Here is a 19,458-nt window from a genome sequence, read left to right on the forward strand (position 1 = left end):
GTCTCAGCCCATATGCGAGCGGCATCGAGATTGGCAAGTTGGATGACCGGCCGCGAAGTGTCCGTCGAAGCGCGGAGCTTTGTCGCGCGAAGAACCCGAGGCGAAGCTTGTTCGGTCCAGGCGATGTGCTTGGATGACAGAGGTTCGTCGCCAGCCCCGATGAAATCGCGCGCCCCATCGAGCGGCGAAATCTGGCGAGCCGATCAATTCTCCAGGCACGGCTTCACCCGCCGCGAACCGGTCAGCTTCGGCAACGAAACCGTCGTTGCGGATCAGATATTCGGCGGCGAATTCCGCGGCTTGATAGCCACGCATGTGCCCGTACGCCGCCGGATCGGTCCAATCGCTTCGCGACATGGCAACGGTCCTTCATCCGATGCCCGCAGTTGGTCGCGAGCCTCGGAGTCAGCATCCGAAGCGGCGGTTGGCTTGGGTAGTCAGAGATTCGCCAAACCGGTTTGCTGATCCAGCACAGCCCCGAAACGCCGGCGGTGCCGCTCAGTGTGGGGCGCCGCCGGCCAGGAGATATTTGTAACCGTTGGTCGTCATCCATCGGGCGCGGGCAAGATGGGTTTCCCATGCCTTGAAAGCCCGCTCTGGTTCTTTCGCAGGATCAATGTGGAGGACGATCCTCGCGACCTCGCGCCAATCAGCGTTTTCGGCTGCCGCGTCGAGAAGGCGAATGTAAGTGAGCAGGCGCTCCTCGTCGTAGCCGGTCAGGACCGTGGAATCCGGCGCAACGTCGGCCACACCAGGATCGAGCAACGGTTTGAGCATAGCGATTGACCTTCAGACTAAGAGCTAGCGACGCTCAACTTAAACCAGATTATCAGTTTTTCTGGTTATCGGAATTTCCATTTAATTGATCTGCCGGCTTCGTCAAGGACCGGCAAATCATGCAGAAAACGCTTCGCTCGCCTCGACATGTGCGTCTTGTCCAATTGATCGTCGACAAGCGTAAGGAAGCTGGTTTGAGCCAGGCCGATTTGGCTAAAGCGATAGATCGTTATCAGTCAGTCGTCGCAGCCATCGAATCCGGAGGCAGACGAATTGACGTTGTCGAGTTCCTCGATCTCGCTGAAACGATCGACTTCGATCCGCATGAGGTACTGAGTCAGGTCATGTCGGTTCGAAACACGAAGGCAAGGAACCGGTGACGTTGCAAATCTTGCTTTCTTCGTAAACCTGACTGAAGTCGCATCGCGAGCCGGGCGGAGCCCGGCGAGCGGCGGCCATATGCGCGAACGGGTTGGTCGGGTGCACGAGTCTATGAAAATTCCGGGGACATCTGCACGGCCGGATGTCCGGCCGTGCAGTTCGTGGCGGTCAAGCCGCCTTTTCAAGCAACGCTTTCGCCTTTCCCTCAAGCTCAAGACGGCTGTCCTGATGGGACTTGGTTCGCGCATGGGCAGTCATGCCTTGCACGAAATCGAAGATGCTTTCTGGCGGCCTGCCCTCCTCCTGCAAGACGGCCTCGATGATCTTGCCGGTCTCGGCCTTGGAGAAACCACGCTTGCGCAGGAAGGTTTCGCGGTCGTCATCGCTGTGGGCGACGATCCTTTCACGGGCGGCCTTGATGCCGGCGATGAACGGCGCCGGCGAGGAGTTGGCAAAACTCGTCAATGCGGGTGCGGCCTCATGGGCGAAACGCTGCGCGGCGAACTTCGAATGCCGGATGCTGATTTCCTCAAAACCTTCGACACCCCAGAGGTTGCGGTTCATGCACACGGCGCGGAGATAGAAACTCGCAATGCCCAGCGTCTTTGAGCCGACTTCCGAATTCCAGCAATAGAACCCACGGAAATACAAATCCGGCTCCCCATTCGGCAGGCGCCCGGCCTCGATTGGATGTGTGTCGTCGACCAGAAACAGGAACACGTCTCGGTCGCTGGCGTAAAGGGTGGTGGTGTCCTTCGTGATGTCCACAAATGGATTATGCGTCATTGTCGCCCAATCCAGCACACCTGGGACTTTCCACATGGCGTCGCCGGTACCATTGCCGGCGATCTTCATGACGGCGGCCACAAGTTCGTGGTCCCAGATGCGGCCATAGTCCGGCCCGGTCACGGCGCGAAGTTCGATGCGTCCGTCTTCCGCCTCCAGCGTTTTGAGCAGCTCGGCGCGATGCGACAGCAGGCCATGCTGCAGATTGATGCCGGCGAGGGGCGCGGGAAGCTGGCGCATGTAGGTGGCAGGCGCACCGACAAGGCTGCACAGCTGGCCAAAGCTCCAATGCGTGGGCGCAATCGGCTGCTCCTGACCTGTGACGAGAAGCGAAAGCCGCTCCGCGTTTTCCCGGCTTGCCTCCACGCGGACGGCGCGGGTTTCAACGGTGCGGGTTGCCGCACGATCAGCGCGTGCGCGCACGGCGTCGTAAAGCTCGGTCAGGGACAGATAGCGCTCATCGTCGGGACGCGAAAACCATTCCGACGAAACCCGGCCAATGCGCTTGCCGCGCGAGATGTCGACGCGGAAGCCGGCGGAAGCGGTCTGCTGGTCGTTGTCGGCGCTGTTGATTGTCGTGGTGATGTTCATTGCGGTCACTCCTTTTGTCAAAGCCGAAGGCATGTCCTGCGGCATGCCTTCCGGGGGCGCGCGAGCGCGCGGGAGTGATGGGGGCCAATGCCGACGCGCGGAGCCGGGCTGCACGGTCGAGCGGGGCGGATGGAATGATCGTGAGGTTTGCCTTAGTCGCCCGCCTTGCGAGCCGGCGGCCCTGCTCTGCAAAGACGGCATTGGCGGGGAAGCGAGGGGAAAGTCTCCTCGCTTCCCTGGAAAAGATCGGAACTTGTGCGCTGTCGATCAGAACATTGATGGGGCACTAATTGCACAAACATTCGTGCTGGTTCAGAAAAGAATTCATTATTTTCTTGATCTATCGCTCAATCTGCACAAATAGCAGGTCCATGCACAAATCAATCAAGAGGGAAAGCACCAACACCATGTCTGATCAGCCTCAGGATAACGCCGATCTTGTGTCACTCGCAGCTGATATCGTTTCCGCCTATGTGTCGAACAATCCGGTGCCGGTGGCAGAACTGCCGAAGCTGATCGGGGACACCCATGCGGCTCTTCGGGGGATTGGCACCGCTGCAGCAGAACCTGTGGTCAAGCAGGAGCCGGCAGTGTCGATCAGGAGATCTGTGACGGCGGACTACATCATCTGCCTGGAGGACGGGAAGAAGTTCAAATCGTTGAAGCGGCATCTCACCACGCACTACAATCTAAGCCCTGATGAATATCGGCAGAAGTGGAACCTGCCAGCCGACTATCCCATGGTCGCGCCGAACTACGCCGCCACCCGCTCCGCCTTGGCGAAGGCGGCTGGGCTCGGTCGCAAGCCAACGACAGCAAAGCCCGCTCGGGTCACGGCGCCGAAACGGACGCCTCGCGTTGCCGCGGCGGCAACAGCTGCAGCGACCACGAAGTCTCCGGCGAAGAAAACGCGCAAAGTTGCCGCCAAGGCCTGACCCCGCATCCAGCGGTTTGCTGTTCGGCGCGGCGGCAGACATGAGCAAACGAAAGCCCCGTCGGCGGACGGGGCTTCTGCTTTTTGGACCGAGCTCACTCGGCGGCGCGGCGGGACCAGATGAGCGAGAACTCGCCCTCGGTTTCGGTCTCGACCAGGCTGGCGTAGATCGGAGCGGGGAAGCTCGGATCGTCAAGCTTGACGGAGTGGTAGTCGCGGCCTTCGCGCGAGGTCTTCTTCCATGCCGCACCGAACTCGGTTGCGCCGGCGAAGATGCGGTAGTCCGGACCCTTTTCGTTGTCGCCCTCGGCGGGGACGAAGTCGACGGCCTTGACGTTGAGGTTGAGGGTCTTGACGGAGCCCTTGAAGCCCTTGGCGGTGCGGGAGAAAGTGCCGATCGTAGCCATTGCGGTGTTTCCTTCTGCTGATCGGGCCGCGCCCATCGCGGCCTCGATGGTGGTCGTGAGACCGGAGACGATCGGTCCGCACCCGAAGGTGCCGAAACGAAGTGGAGGACGGCCGACGGCTGGCTTTTTTGTCTCGCGATGCAAAGTCGGCCGCAGGCCGGCGGCGGAAAAAAGCCTGCGGCGGACGTTGCGAGAAGACGATCGAGGCGAAGCTGGTCTTCGGTCAGACCCAATCCATCCGAGGCCGCAGTGGCGGGCCTGCCAGACGAAAAGGATGACCGCATGGCGATCGGTCAAAGAGCTTTTCGACCGAGCTAAATGGCCTCTGACGGCCTGCCAGACAGTCGACGCGCCAACCGAGGGAGAACCACCGCCCACCTGCACGCGACCAACAAAATCGGTCAGGCTTCCTTGCTTCTCGCCTCGAACCGCCGCCGAGTTCGGGCGACATGGAAAATGCGCACAAGGTGAGTCGTCCGCACTCACCTACCATGCCGAAAAAGGTCAATTTCCCGGCGGTACATCGCAGGCACAGTCGAAACCGCAGGCGGAAGATCCACTGAAAATCCTGATCTCTTGTCGCGCTGCCAGATGCTACGGCGCCATCACATGCCTCGTTGCCTTGCGGGGCTCTTTGGCGAAGGTCTGGCGCCGGTAGCATCATCGGATTCAAGCGTGACATGGGTGAGAATCCCGGCTCCTGTCGTCGCCGTATCCAAAGGACGACCATCGAGAGCCAAAGTCAAAAATAACCCGCAAAAGCGGTATTCCTGACTTCCCTAGAGCTGTGCAATAAGGCGAACGTTCCAATCAACAACGGAGGGGATGGAAGATGGCTGTAAACACCAATGACCTGGCGGAGCGTCTTGCTACTGCGCACGGCCTGTCGAAGGCACAGGCTAAGACTGCGGTCGAGGACGTGCTGAAAGGAATTACCGAGGCTGCCGCCAAGGGCGAGGAAGTGTCTCTGAATGGCTTCGGCAAATTCAAGGTTCAGAACAAGCCGGCGCGCGAGGGACGCAATCCGTCGACCGGCGCCACAATCAAGATCGCCGCATCGAAGAAGCTGGTGTTCCAGCCCGCCAAGGCTCTCAAGGACACTGTGAACAACGGCTGACGCGCGCCCCAAGGGCGGGGGACCGTCGGCCATAGCGACATGCAACCAGTCAGGTTTTCGTCGGGCGGCGACAAGTCAAAAATGGGGGTGCATCGAGCCTGCGGCTCTCCACGCTTGCGTTGAATTGCCGATGTCGTGCTCTCGAGGTCTCGGCCGCGCTGATCAGCGCGGCCGAAAATTTTAGTCGATCAATGGAAGAAGTGCCAGAGCCGTCGAAACGACTCCGGCTGCAACTTATTCGGCTGCAATATGGAGTTGTTCGCCTTCGTCGGCCGCATCACCAGCATCGGACAAGTCCGCTTCTCCGGAGGGCGCAACCGCCTCGCCCTGTTCCATTATCGGGTCGGCGGCCTCGTCCTGCGATCTCGCCTGTGCTTGAGGCTCCGAGGTTCGCAACAGGCTCGGGAGCCAGCCAGTCCCGGCAAGCAGTTGCTCGGCGGCTTCCGCCATCGGCTGCTTCTTCATCGTAAGAAGCCGCTCGGCTGCCTCATCGCTGACGGCCTCCCGCACGGCGCCAGCGATATGCGCCTTGGTGATCCGCCCGAAATAGGTGCGCGCCGTGGGCCGCCAATGCGCTGTCATGTCGAGTGCGACCGCCGTTGCCAGCCTGTCCGCTGTCTCATGGGCGCGCGGCTTGCGCTCCCAAGGCTGTTTCACGGCGTTGACCGTGAGCGAGGCGCAATGTGCGAACAGCGCCATGATGCTGGCGTGGTCGAGCGAGGCAATAAAGTCCCACAGGTCGGCCACGTCGCCCGGCATGTCCGCTGCCCATCCCGCATGACGATCCGCCAGCGCCTTGCCTGCTGCTGTATCCTCGATGCCATCCGCGTGACCGGCAAGGTAGGCGCTGGTCGGCCGGATTTCGAGGCAGTGTGCTTCCGCGCCCTGATAGAAGGTCTGCGCGGCAAGCGCATGCGCCACTGCAAGCAATGCAGTGTCGGGCTGCTCCCCAAGGGCAAGGCGAAGGCCGAGCGTACGGTGAGCGGTCAGGTCGCGGATGAGAAGATCAGACAGTGGTTTGCCGTCGTCTTCCGCATCTTCGTCGCCTCCGATATCAGGGGCCGCCCCTGCGCCAACTTCGATGATCTCGCCATCTTCGTTGACGTCATTGCCAACGCCGTCGGCGCCGGTTTCCGCTTCCTTCTCGGGTAGCTCGTCCTCGGCGCGGATGAAACCGCGCTCGATGCGGGGGGCTCCATCATGAGACAGGACGACGAACATGCCGCCACGCGCGATATCGCAGGAATCGTAGGCATTGCGTAGCGCGTCGTTGCGCTCGATCTCGGCCTCAAGCTCACCGAAGCGCCGGGCGGTGTCGTCGGGCAATTCCTCGGCGCCGTCCCATTCCGCCGTCAGCCGGTCGAGCGCTTCGGACGCCGCCGCGTAGGCGGCTTCGTCTTCCTCGGACAAGGCGACCGGCCGCGAATAGGTTCGGCGTAGGCCATGGGCATGCGGATAGTCGATGTGAACGTCCGCCCATTTCCAGCCTTCGCTTTGCCTGACGCTCTCCGCGATCCCTTCCAGCTTCTCAATGACCATGCGGTCAAGCAAGGCCGGGTCGTCATAGAAGCCGCCTCGATCATCGGTGAACAGGTCGCGGATGATCATGCCGCCGGCCTCGACATAGGCCTCCGCGCCGATGAACATGGCGCGGCGGTCGGTCGCCGCAACATGCGTCCGCGTCAATTCACGTCGAATGATGTAGGGTTCGCGATTGTAAGTCAGGTGTTCATAGACCTGTTCCTGGCGCGCGTGATCCTCAGTGATGGCGAAGGCCATCAACTGGTCGAGCGTCAGATCGCCATCGCGATAAACCTGAACAAGCTTCGGGCTGACCGAGCCCAGCCGCAGACGCTGCCGCACGACGTGAGGGGTGACGCCGAAGCGGGCGGCGATTTCCTCTGCACCCCATCCGTTTTCCTCGTTGAGGCGACGGAACGCCTCGAACTGATCGGCGGGGTGCATGTCCTCGCGGGGGATGTTCTCGTCAAGGCTGATTTCGAAGGGATCGTTCCTGGCGTCGATGACGCAGCGGATCGGTTCGGTCTTCTTGATTTCCTTGCGTTTTACCCGGAGCAATTGCGCCAGCCTGCGGCCTTCGCCAATGCTGACGAAATAGAAGCCGGTTTCCGCTCCGTCGCCGTCAAGCTCTGGTTCCACCACGAGGTTTTGCAGGATGCCCTTGGCGGCGATGCTTGCCGCATAGGCTTCGATGATCGCCTCGCTGTGCGGCGTTTTCCGCGCATTGCGGGGCGACTTCTTCAGCTTGTCGAGCGGAATGAAAACCTCCGTGCCGCTCTCCGGAACCGCAGCCGTCTCAGCGTTCGCGGAAGCGCCAACCGCTTCCACCTGATCCGCCACCGGCACCGTGGCGATCTTCGTCCTCTTCGATGTCCTTGCCATTGTCCTGATCCTTTCTCTCGTAAATGCCGGAGGCATGTCCCCGACATGCCTCCCGGGGGCGCGTGAGCGCGCGGCAGAGAGGGGGGCCATTGCCGGCGAGCAGGGCTGGGCTGCGCGTCGAGCGGGGTGGATGGTTCAGGACCGAAGATGACGGCTATAAGCCGCCTTGCGAGCGGGCGGCCCCGCTCTCGCGCAGGCGGCATTGGCGGGGGGAGAGATGGCCAAGACCATCTCTCCCCTTTTTGAAGCGTGTACGTTCTATAGGCTGGTTTGCTATCGCCCGATCCTCACCCTTCGAAGTTGACGCCGAGGAGGGTTGCTTGAGCCTGGACGGCCGTAACCGCGCGGAAACGACAGTCTCAGGGCGGACCGGCCGGGGCCAGAGCATGGGCAGTTGGAATTGGCGGCGCTTGAGGGATCGCGGAACTCGACGCGGCTGCATAACCAGCGCCAACTAGCGATATCACGGTGCCTACCCAGAGAAGATGCTGGATTGTCTTTACAGTTGATGGGAATTTCGATGGCTTGATTGTGACTTTGTAGTCTCCATCGAGTCGGTTTAGGTTATCAAGGTATCCATTAAAGGCGCGCCCAAACCGCCCCATAATATTTATAAATGCCAGGCTCAGAATTGCGCTGAAGACAAAGACGCCAATAGCGATCGCTTTGTCAGCCCGCATTTGCGAAGTGGCGAAATACCACAATCCACCGAGTGCCACGGTGAAAAGCGGCGGAATTTTATAGAGGATGTCATTCATCGACCGGAAATGTGCGTATTGCTCCCGGTAAATGTCGGATAGCTTTACACTACCCTCTGCGACTCGAGATACTGGTTCGCCTCGCTCGTTCATGGACCTTCCATCGACATTGTTCGTTGAGCCAGCAGGTCGCTCGACCCATCTGGGACCGCAAGTGATAGCTGCCTCTTTGTCTCCTCGATTGTTTGGGTTCGTTTTCACTGAGTGACTGAGGTATTTTACTAAATAACCCGCACTCCCGCTCTAATTGCCTATTGTCTACGGTAGCGAGGTCCTCTTGTGTGTGGCGCTTCGAATCCGAACCGATTCGGGCTACCGTTATCCGCTATTCTGAAAATGAGCTGGGATTGTGAACCAAATCTACCTCGACGGCCACTCCACCACGCCGCTTGCGCCAGAGGCACTAGAGGCGATGACGCCGTGGTGGCACGCGCAGACTGGCAATCCGCATTCGCCTCATTTTCGCGGAATGCTGGCATCGCAAGCCGTAGAGTCAGCCCGGGCCGAACTTGCCGAGTTGATATCAGCCGATTCACAAGAACTCGTCTTCACGTCTGGCGCAACCGAGGCCAATAACATCGCGATCCGCGGCACCGCCTTTGCAGCCCTTGAAAGCGGGTTCGATCGGCGACGGATCATCGTGTCGGCAATCGAGCACAAGAGCGTATTGGCGTCAGCCGCGTCGCTCAAGGGCCTTGGCTTCCAGGTGGTCGAGGCGCCGGTTACTCGGCAAGGCCTAGTCGATTTGGAGCGGCTTGCCGGACTTATTGACGATCAGACCCTTATGGTTTCGGTCATGGCGGTCAACAATGAGGTCGGCTCAATCCAGCCGATTGCTCGCGTGGTTGAGCTTGCCCGCGCCGCCGGCGCCCTCGTCCACGTCGACGCGGCCCAAGCCGTCGGCAAGCTGCCGCTCGGCTTTACCGATTTTGACCTAGCCAGCATTTCGTCGCATAAGGTGTACGGCCCAATGGGTATCGGGGCGCTGTTCATATCGTCGGCATCGTCGCTGCGGCCCCTGCCCGTGCAATTCGGCGGCGGCCAAGAGAGCGGACTTCGGCCGGGGACCGTACCGACCCCATTGGTGGTGGGATTCGGAGTGGCGGCAAGGGTTGCCAGGGAACGTCTCATCGTGGACTGTGCGCACGCGGCCGGACTGGCGGCCTCACTCTTGGACGAACTGCGGCTCCTACAGACGAAGTTTCTTGAGAATGTACCCGAAACCATCCGAGTCCCCGGCAGCATCAGCATAAGGTTCCCGGGACAAAACGCCATGTCAATTATTGGAAGGGCTGGTCATCGACTGGCCATTTCTGAAGGATCTGCTTGCAATAGTGGCCAGATCAACGAGTCGCATGTGCTGTCAGCAATGGGGTATACGACCCAAGAGGCGTCCGAAACTGTCAGAATCTACTGCTCACGCTTCAACACGCAGCACGAAGTGATTGAAGCCGCTAGAATCTTATCGGAGAGTATCCGTGATTGAGGTTGCCACTGGCGGAGGTCTCCAGTAGCATCCCGTTATGACGAACGACCTGTTTGATCCCGCAATTCAGATTCGTGTCTCCGGCCATGAGACGTTCCCCTTACGCTTGCTTTGGCTCAAGAAGGCGTTCGACGTTGCTTCGGGGCTCGATGGCGTTGACCGTAGAACATTTCACGAACAAAGCGCAATTGCTCGCTTCGGCGTGGGAAAGAATATGGCTTTGGCCATGCGCCATTGGGCGCTCGCCACCGCCATCATTGTGGATGATGAAACCCGCCTAAAAGCGACGGAATTCGGTCGGCTAATCTTTGAGGATGCCGGGCTTGACCCCTATCTCGAGCAGCACTCGACGCTGTGGCTAGTCCATGCTCAGCTCGTTTCTGCACCAGACGTGGCGACCACGTTCTATTATGCGTTCAACCGCATCAATCAGATCGCTTTCACGCGTGATGACCTTGTTCAGGCAATGGCTTCGATTGTCAACGCCCGCGGCGGCCGTGCAACGGCTGAAACTCTGAAGCGCGACGTTGAGGTCTTTGTTCGTAGTTATGCTGTTCGCGGCAGTGACAGCGGCGAGGATGCGTCCGAGCCGCTCCTCGTCGAACTCGGCCTGCTGCGCGAACTCAAGTCGAGTGGTCAGCTCGAATTTGTTCGCGGACCGAAGAATACGCTGTCGGACGGTGTTTTCGCACTCGTCCTGAAGCGCTATTGGGAGCGCAATCACGCGCTGTCGCCGACGCTATCTGTGGAGCAAGCTCAGTATGGACCCGGCTCCCCTGGCCGTATCTTCAAGCTCGATGAGGATAGTCTGGTCATCCGACTCATGCGAATTGGCGATGTTACCGATGGTAAGATGGTCTGGACTGACACCGCCGGCCTTCGGCAGGTGGCGTTGAACGGGGATTTCGCCACAATCGACGAAACTAAACTGATCACGTCAAGCTACGATAGACGAAGGGCTGCATGAGCAAACTCTCCGAAATCGTCAGGGTCGAGCGTCGGTTTGCGCTATCTGCACGACTGGATACGGATCTCAACGGTACTCCGCCGCTGACGGGTTACGTCTTGCAGTCAAGCGTTCGCAAATCGCTCGAGGCTATGCTGGACGGAATTGCCGAGGGCTCACAGTATGCATTCACGTGGACTGGCCCCTACGGTGGGGGAAAGTCTTGCGCTGCCTTACTTGTCGCGAACCTGGTGGGGGGCAACAAGAAACAGCGAGCGCTGGCGGAAGAAATTGTCGGAGAGGAGTTAGCTGGTGAATTTTCTGCGGCCTTCGTTGGTCGCGGAAAGTCTTGGGGCATTTTGGCCCTGACCGGCCGTCGCACCAGCCTTTCGAACGCCCTAGCCGATGCGGCCGCTGAAACCTTCGACTGGTCAGAAGAAATCAAGGGGGCCGCTGTCGCCGACGATAGAATCCTGATCGACGAGCTGGAAAGCCGTGCGCGTTCGAAAGGCGGGCTGCTGATCGTCATTGACGAACTTGGAAAATTTCTTGAGCACGCGATGGGCGATGGAGGCGACGTCCACATTCTGCAGGATCTTGCCGAGCGCGCCGCTCGGTCTGAAGGTCGGCTGGTGGTCGTCGGCATTTTACATCAATCATTTGAGCAGTATGCCGGCCGTCTGAACCGTAGTGCTCGCGATGAGTGGGCCAAGGTCCAAGGACGCTTTCAAAATGTGCCGTTCGTGGCTCAAGCAGACGAAGTGGCGGCCCTGCTCGCTCGAGCGATCCACGCCGATGAGACCCCCGCAGAAGCACGCGGCCTTGCATCGAAAACTGCGCTGGCGATATCGAAACGACGGCCTGTCGATATCGCCTTACTGACCAACGTGCTGGCGGACGCATGGCCCCTACATCCAGTGTCGGCGCTACTGCTTGGACCTATGTCGCGTCAGCGTTTCGCGCAGAACGAGCGCAGCGTCTTCGGATTTCTGTCATCGGCGGAGCCGCATGGTTTCCAAGCCCACTTGGCACAGACCGATGTCGGAGACGCATCCCTCTATGGTCCCGACCAACTGTGGGACTATCTCGTTGCCAACTTTGGCACGGCACTGTCCGTCGGACCTGATGGCAACCGGATGACCTTAGCCATCGAAGCGGTGGAGCGCGCTACGCTGCAGGGCTCTGTGGCTGCGCGACTGACGAAGTCGGCGGCGATCATCGAACTTTTCCGAAACGGATCGGGCCTGGCTGTTGCCGACGACATTCTTGCGCTTTGCGCGCCAGCCGTCAGCATCGGCCAAATCACTAAGACGCTCGATGACCTGGTCAACCGAGCAATCTTGATCCGCCAGCCACGTCTCGGTGGTTACGCGCTATTTGCCGGCAGTGATTTCGACCTTGATGATGCCATGGCCAAGATTGGACTTAAGCTCGACGCTGAAGTTCTGGCCGATCTACCATCCCGCCTAGGTGTTGGTCCGATTGCGGCGAAAAGCCATTACTTCGAGACTGGTGCCCTCCGGGTCTTCGACGTCCTTTTGCAATTCGCCGGCGAAGTGCCGGTCAATCCTGCGGCGTGGGCCAAAAAAACAGCTGCTGCGTTGGCGAAACGAAAGCGTAGCTCTTCAGGAATCCTTGTCTTGTTGATGCCGGACGCACGATCGTTTGACGCGAAGCTCGAGCTAGCAGCCAGAATCCTGAGCCGCGAATTGAAAGACGCAGGTGTGCTCGGCGCTGTGGCAGCAACAAACCGCGTCTATTTGCTGCGCGATCACGCGACCGATCTCTGTGCGATCGATCAGATCGAAGCATCGCATCCTCGGCTCGAAGGCGATCGCATCGCTCGTCGCGAATTAACAGCTCGGCGCGCGCAGATCACTGACGCCGTTCGCAGCGAGCTGATGGAGGCGTTCTTCTCTTCGCGTTGGTGGGCGTTCGACAAGCGGGAACAGGCGCTCGATGGAAAAGGCCTTACTGTGGTTGCTTCGGCGCTCTGCGCGAGCGCTTATCATAGTGCGCCGGTGATCCAGTCAGAACTTCTCTATCGCGACAAACCATCATCGAGTGCAATGGCGGGGCTTCGAGCAATCCTCCATGCCATGGTGGCTAAGTCCAACATCGAAGATCTTGGTATCGAGAACTACCCGGTCGAGCGCGGCCATTATCTGACGGTCTTGGCGCCGCTAGGACTGCATCGCAAGGATGATAACGGCGAATGGCGGTTCACGGACCCTGATGAAGAAGGCGCCGGCAAGAGCTTACAGCCCGCTTGGAGACTGTTGAAAGAAGAGAGGGTAAACCTCGGCGAATTGTTCGACCTGTGGGCCGCTCGGCCGTTCGGCATCAAGCGCGGCGTCATGCCGATGCTGGCGTTAGCTTACCTGCTGGCAAACCGTACACTCGTAGCTGTCTATGTCGACGGGCTTTATCAGGCCCTGATTGATGATGTGGTTGCCGATCGTTTGTTGCAGGACGCATCGGCTGTCGAGTTCCGCCGTATCTCCCGCTCGAAGCGCGATGAGCAATTCATCCATCAGCTGGCGGCATTGCTGTCCACCAATGATAAAGTCGTCGAAGCGAACGCTCTTCCCGTCGCGTCCGCTCTCTTCCAGCGCTTCCATGCGCTACCACTCTGGTCGCAGCGTACTGCTCACCTCGAAGAGAAGGTCCGGAAAGTCCGCGATGTGGTTCTCAAAGCGAGTGATCCGGAAGTCCTGTTGTTCTCTGACCTCAAATCGGTGCTGCAGGGCGAAACCGACCCCGCAGTCGCAGTTACCGCGTCGCTGCTTAAAGCCGAGACGGTCTATCCGGCAATGCTACACGAGATCAAGTGCCGGCTCGCCGAGCATCTGAGTGTAGATCCTGCGACCTTTGAAGGCATCGGTTTTCGAGCTTCAACCGCAGCCGGTATTTCGGGCGAACTGCGGCTTGAGGCGTTTATTATGCGGGCCGGTGGTTTCGAGGGCGGAGATGGCGATATTGAGGGTCTTGCAAGTCTGCTCGTGCACAAGCCGCCGCGTAACTGGTCGGATCGAGAACAGGAACAGGCCATGTTTGAGATGGCGAAACTAGCTCATCGGTTCCGGGATGCTGAGGCGTATGCCCGCATTAAAGGACGGGCTCCCACGGCCAAGGCCATTTCGGTGATGATCGGCTTGGATCCAACTGAGAAGCCGCTCTTCCATGCCTTCCACGTATCCGAGGAAGAATTCGCTCACGCCGACGACATAGCGACAGAGCTATTCGAGCAGCTGAAAAAGAAGGAACTGCGATCTGCAGTGTCACTCACCGCTTTGGCGAGGATCGTCGAGCGGCTGTCGGCGGGACAGGAATTGGAGCAGATATGACCCAAGTTCGCGAGCGTCATATTCTTGGAATTTCAGGAGGGCGCGATAGCGCTGCCCTCGCTGTACACATGCGCCAGACCCGTCCCAACATCGATTTAGAGTACTTCTTCACCGATACCGGGAAGGAATTGGCGGAAGTCTATTCGTTCCTCGACAAGCTAGAGGGCTTTCTGGGCAAGCCCATTACGCGGCTCAATCCCGATCGAGATTTCGATTTCTGGCTCAAAGAATACAATCACTTCTTACCTTCCCCGAAGACGCGGTGGTGCACTCGTCAGTTGAAGCTACGACCACTAGAACAATGGTTGCGCAAAGATCTCGATGATGGCGTCATCATCCATTCATACGTGGCTATTCGTGCCGACGAGCCTAGTCGTGAGGGTTACCAGGCAACCCATGGCAACATGCAGGTCCACTTTCCGCTACGCGAAGATGGCGTCAATCGCGCTGGGGTGATCGAAACCTTAGAAAGTGCGGGATTGGGTGAACCTGAATATTATCGGTGGCGAACCCGCTCTGGCTGCACGTTCTGCTTTTTTCAGCAGAAGATCGAATGGGTCCGACTTATGCGTGTCCACCCAGAGGCATTCGAAGATGCCAAGGGGTATGAAAAGACTGCGCGGGACCATGGCTCACCTTTTACGTGGAGCCAAGGCGAAGATTTGGACGAACTCAGCCGGCCTGAAAGAGTTGACCAGATCGAAAGGGAATTCGAGGTCCGACGTGCCCGGCTATTGTCTCGGCGTCGTGCGAATCCTTTGGCCGGCGATCAGGCTCCCTCGATTGATGACGTGTACGGCATTGATGAGGCGTCAGCCGGCTGCGTGATCTGCCATAAGTAGGGCTGCCGGTCATGCATTCCGTCGGCCCACGTGGTGTCGCACGCGGTGGAGTGTTTTCTTCATACTTATCGATTTGATTGTTCTGCGACGACGAATTGACGGCAGCTTTAGTTGCATCATTGTAAGAGAGCCGAACCGCAACATTCCCCCGACGAGGGACCTTACTAGGTGAGCAAGACAGACGTATCGTCGGTAATCCGGCTTCTCGAAAAGGCGGACCCAATTTTTTTCCTCCCGGGTGATGACTTGCTAGGGGCCTTGGTACCCGCCATCGCACAAAGTGACTATTTCGACTGCATGATGGGGTTCTTCGCAAGTTCCTCCCTCGCCGAGATAGGTCCTGGCTTGGCTTCCTTTCTCCGCAATTCCGACAAGCCGGTGAGGCTTCTTGTGAGCCCATACGTTTCCGAACGCGACCAACAGGCGTTGCGGGAGGGCTTGCTGTCTGCCGAGAGTGTAGCCGAGCGGTTATTCCAGGACGGTGTGCCGGAAGCAGACGACCTTGCTCGCCATACGCTAGCCTGCCTCGCCTGGCTGATCAGACAGAAACGGCTCGATTTCAGAGTGGCGATCCAAAAGGACGGGCTATTCCATCCCAAGGTCTGGTTGCTCGGTGTCGACCAGTTGCGGATCGTATTCCACGGATCGAGCAATCTGACAGGTGCCGCGCTACGACGAAATCGTGAGCAGGTCGCTCTCGCTCGCGCTTGGATGGATGATACCCAGGACAAGACCGAACAGCGCGTCAGGCGCGAATTCGAAGCCGTTTGGCGCGGTGATGACCCAGATTGTCTCGTGGTCCGCTTGCCGGCCGCCATTGAGGAGAAGTTGCTGTCTGATTACGGCAACGGTCGGCAGCCAACGGAGGAAGATGCAGAAGACCTGTGGGCTAGGGCCAAGCGGGTGGTCGATATTGCCATTCCGCCGAACGGACGGATTGCCGTCGCACAGAAGGTTGGGTTCCACATCCCGGATTGGCTGGAATACGAAACTGGTGCTTTCAAGCACCAAGGTGAGGCCGTGAGAGCGTGGAGAGGTGCCGATAACCGTGGTATTCTTGCAATGGCCACGGGTTCGGGCAAGACGCTGACCTCGCTCATAGCGTGTTACAAACTGCACGAAGTCGTGGGGCAACTACTCATCGTCATCGCAGCTCCATACGTTCCTCTCGTAATGCAATGGTGCGATGAGGTTGCGCTTTTTGGCGTGACCTCGCGCAATCTTTCGGACGGAAGCGGCCCGGCCGAGCGACGGCGGCAAATTGGCGAAGCAGGCCGTAGCCTAAAGCTCAAGCTCTCGCAGGTAGAGGTCTTGGTTGTCAGTCATGACATTCTGACTGATCCTGAGTTCCAGTCGCAGATCGCCCGTATACCCGCCGGCAGAGTACTAGTCGCCGATGAAGTGCATAACCTTGGCAGCGCGGGCTTCCTAGCCCATCAACCTACATTCTTTGACTATCGCCTTGGCCTCTCAGCAACTCCAGTCCGCCAATACGACCCTGACGGAACAGACAAGCTCTTCGACTACTTCGGGCGACCCTGCTTCGAATTCACGTTGGAGCAGGCGATCGGGGTTTGCCTCGTGCCATACGACTACTACGTTCACCGCGTCTCATTGACAGACGACGAAATGAACGATTTCGCAGCCCTTTCTGATCAGATAAGAAGGTTGGCGTGGAAGCTCAGCGCCGGCATCAGTGATCCGCAACTCGACAATCTCATCCGAAAACGGCGTTTGATCGTGGAGGTTGCATCGAACAAATTAGCCGAACTAGAGGAACTTCTGGATCGGACCCGTCCGGGTGATCTGAACTACGAGCTAATCTATGCCACCGACAAGGCCCCCAGGCAACTACAAGATGTCAATCGCATCCTGCGCGATCGAGGAGTGCTATTCCATCAACTGACCTCGGAGGAAACCCGCGACCGCAAGCGCACAGCCACGATACTTGCCGACTTCCAGTCCGGTGGTTTGCAGGTCTTGACTGCAAAGCGAGTCCTGGACGAGGGTGTAAATGTTCCTCAGATTAAGCGCGCCTATATTTTGGCGAGTAATACTGTCGAACGACAATGGGTCCAACGCCGCGGTAGACTTCTTCGAAAATGTGATGCCGTCGGCAAAAGTCACGCTATTATTCACGATTTCGTAGCGATGCCGCCCGCGGACCTATTGGGGGATGACGATGCCAAGCAGCTGGCACGAGGAGAATTGAAACGGGTGCAGGAGTTTGCCCGATTGGCCAGGAATTTCGGAGCCGCCGATGGCCCAATTCCAGCATTGGAGCAACTCCAAGAATATGCGTTCGACTTATCTTAAGGGGGGAAATTTGGATTCGAAGCGGGTAATCGATATCATCTTAGAAGAGGCGATGAAGGTCGAAGAGCGGTTCTCGGGATACCGGGAAGAACTGCGAACCTTGGTTGCCGAGATCGTCAGCATCGAACGGAAGCACCGTTTTGTGCATCGAAACGTCCGCAAGGACATCGCCGATCAGATTAACAATCTGGGCAATGAACTCGCCGAAAAATTGGCACAGCAGTCAGGAGAAGCCAAATGAAGCTTCTGCGTGCACGTTTCGAGAATTTTCGACTACTCAGAGACCTCGAGCTTGAGTTCTCAACTCGGCCCGACAAGAACCTGACAGTGATCCGCGCCGAAAACGAGACCGGCAAGACCACGATTTTGACGGCGATGCAGTGGGCGTTCTTTGGCGACGAGGCCCTTCCAGGGGATGCCAAGAGTTATCGGTTGGGGCCGATCGACTGGTCCGCACGCAACTGCTCCATCGAAGTCCATGTCGACTTCGAGGTCACGATCACCAAGCGTGCGGGCTTCGCTCCGGAGCAGCGACGCTATCGTGTAATTCGACGCGCCGTCGAAACTCTCGACCAAACCAAATGGACGCGCAGCGACTCCGTGTTGGAAATGTATGAGCTTACCGGCGCCGGCGGGACCAAGAAGGAAAACCACCCTGACAACAGGCTTAGGACCGAATTGCCACCTGAGCTTCGAGAGATTTTCTTCACAGACGGAGATCGCGCCCTGAGCTTCATCGAAGCCGACAGCATGACTATCAAGAGAAAGCGCGTCGAGAACGCCATCAAGGCCCTACTAGGGCTGTCGGTGGTGGAGGAAGCCGGCAAGCATGTGAAGGCCGCTGGCGCCGACATCAATAAACAGGTGAAGGAGACAAACGCCAGCGAACGTGTCCGAAAGGCTTCCAAGCGTATCGAGGAGCTCGATGAGGAGATTGCAGGTTACGAAGCGACAATTGCTAAAGCGACTGATGAGCAGGGGCGAGCCGAGGAGTATTTCGAGAAGTTGACCCGGCAGATCGAGAACGCTCTTCGCGCAGGGAATAGGTCGGAGCTAGTCGAGGAACTGCACAACGTACAGATACAGCTGAAGCGCGAGAAACAGCAGGAATTGTCGCTGGCACGGGATCTCGGAGAATTGATCAAGGACCAACTCCTCGCGCGACAACTCCTGGCCGGACACATCGAGTTGGCGACAGCGCAACTCGATAAATTGCGGGAACAGGGCGACATCCCGAATCAAGCCATACCGGTCCTCCTGGAACGCCTTAAGGAAGGCACTTGCATATGCGGCGAGCCACTTTCGTCGCATGACAATGATGCGGAACGCCGTCGCAAGCATATCGAAGACCTCGTCGAGCAGAGTAGGAGCGCCGATGCGGCGAAAATGCTCATCACAGAACTCTACTTTGGCGCGAAGACTCTGATGGAGCCCCTGCCTAAAAACGGTTGGAAGTCGCGCTACATCGCTCACTTGGACAATCGGAAGGGCGTGGCGGCTAGCATTGCTCAGTTGAACGGCCGCGAGGCACAAATTGAAGCTAAAATGGCCTCCATCCCCGACGTCGATGTTCAATCGCTTCAGACCGATCGCAAAACCGCTCGCCGTGCCGCCGATGAGCAAGGCGAGATTGCCTCCCGCGCTCGCGTTAAGCTCGAGCGGGCCAAGGTCGAGAAAAGCGACGCCGAGCAGGATCGGGACAAGGGTTTGAAAGAGGGGCAGAAGGGCGACCGGCTTCGCGGAGAGCTCATCGTCTCGCAAGATCTCTGGATCGTTTTTGATCGTGCGTTAGCACGGCTCAAATCTGACGAGCTGCAGCGGGTTAGCGGCCTGATGAACGATATCTTTCTGGAGATGATCGGTGCGGACCCAGATCAGGGTGCCATTATCCGCCAAGCGGCTATCAGCCCCGCATTCGACATTATTGTGCTGGGGCCGGATGATCGAGAGCTAAACCCCGACAGAGACCTCAATGGTGCATCGAGGCGCGCACTGACCTTGGCGTTCATCCTTGCCCTCACACAGGTAAGTGAGGTCGAGGCACCCAACATCATCGATACGCCCTTGGGCATGATGAGCGGCTACGTCAAAGCATCCGTGTTGCGAGCCGCAATCCAACATAGTGCGCAGTTAGTCCTTTTCCTCACGCGATCCGAAATCGCCGGTACGGAATCGATCCTTAAGCAGTATGCAGGCGCAGTGGTGACGCTCACCAACCCTGCTCACTACCCCACCATGCTTATGCATCCGCCAGTGTCTAACACAAGACAGATCGTGAAGTGTGATTGCTCGTACGACGAGGAGTGCGAAATCTGCGCCCGTCGAATGGACGTAGCCGCCGAAACCCCAGAAATGGAACCCGCTTGA

At 58.5% G+C, this 19,458-nt stretch carries 16 protein-coding genes; 10 read left to right on the forward strand and 6 right to left on the reverse strand.

Annotation, left to right across the window (positions count from 1 at the left end; all coding sequences use genetic code 11):
* Positions 1 to 3: 3 nt before the first annotated feature.
* Together EN738_RS00005 and EN738_RS00010 are read right to left on the reverse strand one after the other, a co-directional pair.
* Positions 4 to 357: a DUF6499 domain-containing protein gene (locus tag EN738_RS00005; RefSeq protein WP_127281895.1), complete on the reverse strand. Its 354-nt coding sequence runs from the start codon at positions 355 to 357 to the stop codon at positions 4 to 6.
* 141 nt (positions 358 to 498) lie between these two features.
* Positions 499 to 777, reverse strand: coding sequence for a DUF2285 domain-containing protein (locus EN738_RS00010; protein ID WP_127281896.1), 279 nt, complete (start codon positions 775 to 777; stop codon positions 499 to 501).
* 119 nt (positions 778 to 896) lie between these two features.
* On the opposite strand from EN738_RS00010, the gene EN738_RS00015 reads away from it, so the two are divergent.
* The gene (locus EN738_RS00015) at positions 897 to 1,157 is read left to right on the forward strand and encodes a helix-turn-helix transcriptional regulator (protein ID WP_127281897.1); all 261 of its coding nucleotides are present in this window, start codon (positions 897 to 899) and stop codon (positions 1,155 to 1,157) included.
* Between the two features lie 169 nt (positions 1,158 to 1,326).
* On the opposite strand, the gene EN738_RS00020 is transcribed toward EN738_RS00015, so the two are convergent.
* A complete protein-coding gene (locus EN738_RS00020; protein ID WP_127281898.1) occupies positions 1,327 to 2,535 on the reverse strand; it encodes a DUF932 domain-containing protein in 1,209 nt (402 codons plus the stop codon).
* A gap of 407 nt (positions 2,536 to 2,942) precedes the next feature.
* Here EN738_RS00020 and EN738_RS00025 point away from each other — a divergent pair, with 407 nt between their 5' ends.
* Positions 2,943 to 3,470: a MucR family transcriptional regulator gene (locus tag EN738_RS00025; protein WP_127281983.1), complete on the forward strand. Its 528-nt coding sequence runs from the start codon at positions 2,943 to 2,945 to the stop codon at positions 3,468 to 3,470.
* 94 nt (positions 3,471 to 3,564) lie between these two features.
* On the opposite strand, the gene EN738_RS00030 is transcribed toward EN738_RS00025, so the two are convergent.
* Complete coding sequence (locus EN738_RS00030; RefSeq protein WP_127281899.1) at positions 3,565 to 3,876, reverse strand: DUF736 domain-containing protein; 312 nt, start codon at positions 3,874 to 3,876, stop codon at positions 3,565 to 3,567.
* A gap of 832 nt (positions 3,877 to 4,708) precedes the next feature.
* On the opposite strand from EN738_RS00030, the gene EN738_RS00035 reads away from it, so the two are divergent.
* Positions 4,709 to 4,993: an HU family DNA-binding protein gene (locus EN738_RS00035; RefSeq protein ID WP_127281900.1), complete on the forward strand. Its 285-nt coding sequence runs from the start codon at positions 4,709 to 4,711 to the stop codon at positions 4,991 to 4,993.
* A 234-nt stretch (positions 4,994 to 5,227) separates the two neighbouring features.
* On the opposite strand, the gene EN738_RS00040 is transcribed toward EN738_RS00035, so the two are convergent.
* Positions 5,228 to 7,396 (reverse strand): ParB/RepB/Spo0J family partition protein, encoded by a 2,169-nt coding sequence (locus EN738_RS00040; RefSeq protein WP_127281901.1) that lies wholly within the window; start codon positions 7,394 to 7,396, stop codon positions 5,228 to 5,230.
* Positions 7,397 to 7,755: 359 nt separating this feature from the next.
* On the reverse strand, positions 7,756 to 8,154 hold the full coding sequence (locus EN738_RS00045; protein ID WP_127281902.1) for a hypothetical protein: 399 nt from the start codon (positions 8,152 to 8,154) through the stop codon (positions 7,756 to 7,758).
* A 349-nt stretch (positions 8,155 to 8,503) separates the two neighbouring features.
* Between EN738_RS00045 and EN738_RS00050 the strand changes: the two genes are divergently transcribed.
* From EN738_RS00050 to EN738_RS00080, 7 genes are all read left to right on the forward strand, one after another.
* Positions 8,504 to 9,640: a cysteine desulfurase family protein gene (locus EN738_RS00050; protein ID WP_189605665.1), complete on the forward strand. Its 1,137-nt coding sequence runs from the start codon at positions 8,504 to 8,506 to the stop codon at positions 9,638 to 9,640.
* 37 nt (positions 9,641 to 9,677) lie between these two features.
* Positions 9,678 to 10,607 (forward strand): DUF4007 family protein, encoded by a 930-nt coding sequence (locus EN738_RS00055; RefSeq protein ID WP_127281904.1) that lies wholly within the window; start codon positions 9,678 to 9,680, stop codon positions 10,605 to 10,607.
* Complete coding sequence (locus EN738_RS00060) at positions 10,604 to 13,933, forward strand: ATP-binding protein (protein WP_127281905.1); 3,330 nt, start codon at positions 10,604 to 10,606, stop codon at positions 13,931 to 13,933. The genes EN738_RS00055 and EN738_RS00060 overlap by 4 nt, the downstream gene beginning before the upstream one ends.
* Positions 13,930 to 14,775 carry a phosphoadenosine phosphosulfate reductase family protein gene (locus EN738_RS00065; protein ID WP_127281906.1) on the forward strand — a complete coding sequence of 282 codons (846 nt, stop codon included), beginning with the start codon at positions 13,930 to 13,932 and terminating at the stop codon, positions 14,773 to 14,775. The genes EN738_RS00060 and EN738_RS00065 overlap by 4 nt, the downstream gene beginning before the upstream one ends.
* Before the next feature lie 168 nt (positions 14,776 to 14,943).
* Positions 14,944 to 17,091: a DEAD/DEAH box helicase family protein gene (locus EN738_RS00070; protein ID WP_127281907.1), complete on the forward strand. Its 2,148-nt coding sequence runs from the start codon at positions 14,944 to 14,946 to the stop codon at positions 17,089 to 17,091.
* Between the two features lie 52 nt (positions 17,092 to 17,143).
* Positions 17,144 to 17,332: a hypothetical protein gene (locus EN738_RS00075; protein ID WP_127281908.1), complete on the forward strand. Its 189-nt coding sequence runs from the start codon at positions 17,144 to 17,146 to the stop codon at positions 17,330 to 17,332.
* Complete coding sequence (locus tag EN738_RS00080; RefSeq protein WP_127281909.1) at positions 17,329 to 19,458, forward strand: AAA family ATPase; 2,130 nt, start codon at positions 17,329 to 17,331, stop codon at positions 19,456 to 19,458. The genes EN738_RS00075 and EN738_RS00080 overlap by 4 nt, the downstream gene beginning before the upstream one ends.

It is taken from the genome of Mesorhizobium sp. M4B.F.Ca.ET.017.02.2.1, assembly GCF_003998955.1.
Taxonomy (GTDB): domain Bacteria; phylum Pseudomonadota; class Alphaproteobacteria; order Rhizobiales; family Rhizobiaceae; genus Mesorhizobium; species Mesorhizobium abyssinicae.